The 5,658-nt window shown below is 53.0% G+C and carries 6 tRNA genes and 4 rRNA genes; all 10 read left to right on the forward strand.

The window, feature by feature from the left end:
• Positions 1-791 (forward strand): 16S ribosomal RNA (locus ACFU9E_RS35175); the annotation flags it as partial.
• Between the two features lie 233 nt (positions 792-1,024).
• Positions 1,025-3,954: ribosomal RNA gene (locus ACFU9E_RS35180) — 23S ribosomal RNA — on the forward strand.
• 50 nt (positions 3,955-4,004) lie between these two features.
• Positions 4,005-4,120: ribosomal RNA gene (gene rrf, locus ACFU9E_RS35185) — 5S ribosomal RNA — on the forward strand.
• 22 nt (positions 4,121-4,142) lie between these two features.
• A tRNA-Val gene (locus tag ACFU9E_RS35190) sits at positions 4,143-4,218 on the forward strand.
• Positions 4,219-4,239: 21 nt separating this feature from the next.
• Positions 4,240-4,316 (forward strand) — tRNA-Met (locus ACFU9E_RS35195).
• Positions 4,317-4,322: 6 nt separating this feature from the next.
• Positions 4,323-4,399: transfer RNA gene (locus tag ACFU9E_RS35200), tRNA-Asp, on the forward strand.
• A 12-nt stretch (positions 4,400-4,411) separates the two neighbouring features.
• A tRNA-Phe gene (locus ACFU9E_RS35205) sits at positions 4,412-4,487 on the forward strand.
• Between the two features lie 20 nt (positions 4,488-4,507).
• Positions 4,508-4,583: transfer RNA gene (locus ACFU9E_RS35210), tRNA-His, on the forward strand.
• 8 nt (positions 4,584-4,591) lie between these two features.
• Positions 4,592-4,665 (forward strand) — tRNA-Gly (locus ACFU9E_RS35215).
• A 97-nt stretch (positions 4,666-4,762) separates the two neighbouring features.
• Positions 4,763-5,658, forward strand: a 16S ribosomal RNA gene (locus ACFU9E_RS35220); the annotation flags it as partial.

The raw sequence follows: 5,658 nt of genomic DNA on the forward strand, positions 1-5,658 counted from the left end.
ACGCTGAGGAGCGAAAGCGTGGGGAGCGAACAGGATTAGATACCCTGGTAGTCCACGCCGTAAACGATGAGTGCTAAGTGTTAGGGGGTTTCCGCCCCTTAGTGCTGCAGCTAACGCATTAAGCACTCCGCCTGGGGAGTACGGTCGCAAGACTGAAACTCAAAGGAATTGACGGGGGCCCGCACAAGCGGTGGAGCATGTGGTTTAATTCGAAGCAACGCGAAGAACCTTACCAGGTCTTGACATCCTCTGACAATCCTAGAGATAGGACGTCCCCTTCGGGGGCAGAGTGACAGGTGGTGCATGGTTGTCGTCAGCTCGTGTCGTGAGATGTTGGGTTAAGTCCCGCAACGAGCGCAACCCTTGATCTTAGTTGCCAGCATTCAGTTGGGCACTCTAAGGTGACTGCCGGTGACAAACCGGAGGAAGGTGGGGATGACGTCAAATCATCATGCCCCTTATGACCTGGGCTACACACGTGCTACAATGGACAGAACAAAGGGCAGCGAAACCGCGAGGTTAAGCCAATCCCACAAATCTGTTCTCAGTTCGGATCGCAGTCTGCAACTCGACTGCGTGAAGCTGGAATCGCTAGTAATCGCGGATCAGCATGCCGCGGTGAATACGTTCCCGGGCCTTGTACACACCGCCCGTCACACCACGAGAGTTTGTAACACCCGAAGTCGGTGAGGTAACCTTTTAGGAGCCAGCCGCCGAAGGTGGGACAGATGATTGGGGTGAAGTCGTAACAAGGTAGCCGTATCGGAAGGTGCGGCTGGATCACCTCCTTTCTAAGGATTTTAACGGAATATAAGACCTTGGGTCTTATAAACAGAACGTTCCCTGTCTTGTTTAGTTTTGAAGGATCATTCCTTCAAAACATAGGAACACCTGCTAAATGCGCCACTTCCTGTGGCAACGCATGTGTTAGCATGTCCTATGCGTTGTTCTTTGAAAACTAGATAACAGAAGTAATTCACATTCAATTAGTAATGCAAGATATCACGTAGTGATTCTTTTTAACGGTTAAGTTAGAAAGGGCGCACGGTGGATGCCTTGGCACTAGGAGCCGATGAAGGACGGGACGAACACCGATATGCTTCGGGGAGCTGTAAGCAAGCTTTGATCCGGAGATTTCCGAATGGGGAAACCCACCACTCGTAATGGAGTGGTATCCATATCTGAATACATAGGATATGAGAAGGCAGACCCGGGGAACTGAAACATCTAAGTACCCGGAGGAAGAGAAAGCAAATGCGATTCCCTGAGTAGCGGCGAGCGAAACGGGACCAGCCCAAACCAAGAGGCTTGCCTCTTGGGGTTGTAGGACACTCTGTACGGAGTTACAAAGGAACGAGGTAGATGAAGAGGTCTGGAAAGGCCCGCCATAGGAGGTAACAGCCCTGTAGTCAAAACTTCGTTCTCTCCTGAGTGGATCCTGAGTACGGCGGAACACGTGAAATTCCGTCGGAATCCGGGAGGACCATCTCCCAAGGCTAAATACTCCCTAGTGACCGATAGTGAACCAGTACCGTGAGGGAAAGGTGAAAAGCACCCCGGAAGGGGAGTGAAAGAGATCCTGAAACCGTGTGCCTACAAGTAGTCAGAGCCCGTTAACGGGTGATGGCGTGCCTTTTGTAGAATGAACCGGCGAGTTACGATCCCGTGCAAGGTTAAGCAGAAGATGCGGAGCCGCAGCGAAAGCGAGTCTGAATAGGGCGAATTGAGTACGTGGTCGTAGACCCGAAACCAGGTGATCTACCCATGTCCAGGGTGAAGTTCAGGTAACACTGAATGGAGGCCCGAACCCACGCACGTTGAAAAGTGCGGGGATGAGGTGTGGGTAGGGGTGAAATGCCAATCGAACCTGGAGATAGCTGGTTCTCTCCGAAATAGCTTTAGGGCTAGCCTCAAGGTAAGAGTCTTGGAGGTAGAGCACTGATTGGACTAGGGGCCCCTACCGGGTTACCGAATTCAGTCAAACTCCGAATGCCGATGACTTATCCTTGGGAGTCAGACTGCGAGTGATAAGATCCGTAGTCGAAAGGGAAACAGCCCAGACCGCCAGCTAAGGTCCCAAAGTATACGTTAAGTGGAAAAGGATGTGGAGTTGCTTAGACAACCAGGATGTTGGCTTAGAAGCAGCCACCATTTAAAGAGTGCGTAATAGCTCACTGGTCGAGTGACTCTGCGCCGAAAATGTACCGGGGCTAAACGTATCACCGAAGCTGCGGACTGTTCTTCGAACAGTGGTAGGAGAGCGTTCTAAGGGCTGTGAAGCAAGACCGGAAGGACTTGTGGAGCGCTTAGAAGTGAGAATGCCGGTATGAGTAGCGAAAGAGGGGTGAGAATCCCCTCCACCGAATGCCTAAGGTTTCCTGAGGAAGGCTCGTCCGCTCAGGGTTAGTCGGGACCTAAGCCGAGGCCGAAAGGCGTAGGCGATGGATAACAGGTTGATATTCCTGTACCACCTCCTCACCATTTGAGCAATGGGGGGACGCAGGAGGATAGGGTAAGCGCGGTATTGGATATCCGCGTCCAAGCAGTTAGGCTGGGAAATAGGCAAATCCGTTTCCCGTGAAGGCTGAGCTGTGATGGCGAGCGAATTATAGTAGCGAAGTTCCTGATTCCACACTGCCAAGAAAAGCCTCTAGCGAGGTGAGAGGTGCCCGTACCGCAAACCGACACAGGTAGGCGAGGAGAGAATCCTAAGGTGATCGAGAGAACTCTCGTTAAGGAACTCGGCAAAATGACCCCGTAACTTCGGGAGAAGGGGTGCTCTGTTAGGGTGCAAGCCCGAGAGAGCCGCAGTGAATAGGCCCAGGCGACTGTTTAGCAAAAACACAGGTCTCTGCGAAGCCGTAAGGCGAAGTATAGGGGCTGACGCCTGCCCGGTGCTGGAAGGTTAAGAGGAGCGCTTAGCGTAAGCGAAGGTGCGAATTGAAGCCCCAGTAAACGGCGGCCGTAACTATAACGGTCCTAAGGTAGCGAAATTCCTTGTCGGGTAAGTTCCGACCCGCACGAAAGGCGCAACGATCTGGGCACTGTCTCAACGAGAGACTCGGTGAAATTATAGTACCTGTGAAGATGCAGGTTACCCGCGACAGGACGGAAAGACCCCGTGGAGCTTTACTGCAGCCTGATATTGAATGTTGGTACAGCTTGTACAGGATAGGTAGGAGCCTTGGAAACCGGAGCGCCAGCTTCGGTGGAGGCATCGGTGGGATACTACCCTGGCTGTATTGACCTTCTAACCCGCCGCCCTTATCGGGCGGGGAGACAGTGTCAGGTGGGCAGTTTGACTGGGGCGGTCGCCTCCTAAAAGGTAACGGAGGCGCCCAAAGGTTCCCTCAGAATGGTTGGAAATCATTCGCAGAGTGTAAAGGCACAAGGGAGCTTGACTGCGAGACCTACAAGTCGAGCAGGGACGAAAGTCGGGCTTAGTGATCCGGTGGTTCCGCATGGAAGGGCCATCGCTCAACGGATAAAAGCTACCCCGGGGATAACAGGCTTATCTCCCCCAAGAGTCCACATCGACGGGGAGGTTTGGCACCTCGATGTCGGCTCATCGCATCCTGGGGCTGTAGTCGGTCCCAAGGGTTGGGCTGTTCGCCCATTAAAGCGGTACGCGAGCTGGGTTCAGAACGTCGTGAGACAGTTCGGTCCCTATCCGTCGCGGGCGCAGGAAATTTGAGAGGAGCTGTCCTTAGTACGAGAGGACCGGGATGGACGCACCGCTGGTGTACCAGTTGTTCTGCCAAGGGCATCGCTGGGTAGCTATGTGCGGACGGGATAAGTGCTGAAAGCATCTAAGCATGAAGCCCCCCTCAAGATGAGATTTCCCATTCCGCAAGGAAGTAAGATCCCTGAAAGATGATCAGGTTGATAGGTCTGAGGTGGAAGTGTGGCGACACATGGAGCTGACAGATACTAATCGATCGAGGACTTAACCAATTTGAATGTATGCTTACTGTTATCTAGTTTTGAGAGAACACTCTCAATGGTTTGGTGGCGATAGCGAAGAGGTCACACCCGTTCCCATGCCGAACACGGAAGTTAAGCTCTTCAGCGCCGATGGTAGTCGGGGGTTTCCCCCTGTGAGAGTAGGACGCCGCCAAGCAATTGCACGTTAGTGCAAGTATGGAGGATTAGCTCAGCTGGGAGAGCATCTGCCTTACAAGCAGAGGGTCGGCGGTTCGAGCCCGTCATCCTCCACCATTTCTATGAAAATCATATTATCGCGGGGTGGAGCAGTTCGGTAGCTCGTCGGGCTCATAACCCGAAGGTCGCAGGTTCAAATCCTGCCCCCGCAACCAAAAAATGGTCCGGTAGTTCAGTTGGTTAGAATGCCTGCCTGTCACGCAGGAGGTCGCGGGTTCGAGTCCCGTCCGGACCGCCATTTAAATACTTAGGCTCGGTAGCTCAGTTGGTAGAGCAACGGACTGAAAATCCGTGTGTCGGCGGTTCGATTCCGTCCCGAGCCACCATTTAATTTAATATTGTTTTGGCGGTTGTGGCGAAGTGGTTAACGCACCAGATTGTGGCTCTGGCACTCGTGGGTTCGATTCCCATCAATCGCCCCAAATAAAATGCGGGTGTAGTTTAGTGGTAAAACCTCAGCCTTCCAAGCTGATGTCGTGAGTTCGATTCTCATCACCCGCTCCATTATAATGATCTTTGAAAACTAAACAAGACAAAACGTACCTGTTAATTCAAGTTTTAAATAAATCGCACAGCGATGTGCGTAGTCAGTCAAACTACTTTATCGGAGAGTTTGATCCTGGCTCAGGACGAACGCTGGCGGCGTGCCTAATACATGCAAGTCGAGCGGACAGATGGGAGCTTGCTCCCTGATGTTAGCGGCGGACGGGTGAGTAACACGTGGGTAACCTGCCTGTAAGACTGGGATAACTCCGGGAAACCGGGGCTAATACCGGATGGTTGTTTGAACCGCATGGTTCAGACATAAAAGGTGGCTTCGGCTACCACTTACAGATGGACCCGCGGCGCATTAGCTAGTTGGTGAGGTAACGGCTCACCAAGGCAACGATGCGTAGCCGACCTGAGAGGGTGATCGGCCACACTGGGACTGAGACACGGCCCAGACTCCTACGGGAGGCAGCAGTAGGGAATCTTCCGCAATGGACGAAAGTCTGACGGAGCAACGCCGCGTGAGTGATGAAGGTTTTCGGATCGTAAAGCTCTGTTGTTAGGGAAGAACAAGTGCCGTTCAAATAGGGCGGCACCTTGACGGTACCTAACCAGAAAGCCACGGCTAACTACGTGCCAGCAGCCGCGGTAATACGTAGGTGGCAAGCGTTGTCCGGAATTATTGGGCGTAAAGGGCTCGCAGGCGGTTTCTTAAGTCTGATGTGAAAGCCCCCGGCTCAACCGGGGAGGGTCATTGGAAACTGGGGAACTTGAGTGCAGAAGAGGAGAGTGGAATTCCACGTGTAGCGGTGAAATGCGTAGAGATGTGGAGGAACACCAGTGGCGAAGGCGACTCTCTGGTCTGTAACTGACGCTGAGGAGCGAAAGCGTGGGGAGCGAACAGGATTAGATACCCTGGTAGTCCACGCCGTAAACGATGAGTGCTAAGTGTTAGAGGGTTTCCGCCCTTTAGTGCTGCAGCTAACGCATTAAGCACTCCGCCTGGGG

Source organism: Kitasatospora sp. NPDC057595 (assembly GCF_042800875.1).
GTDB lineage: Bacteria > Actinomycetota > Actinomycetes > Streptomycetales > Streptomycetaceae > Kitasatospora.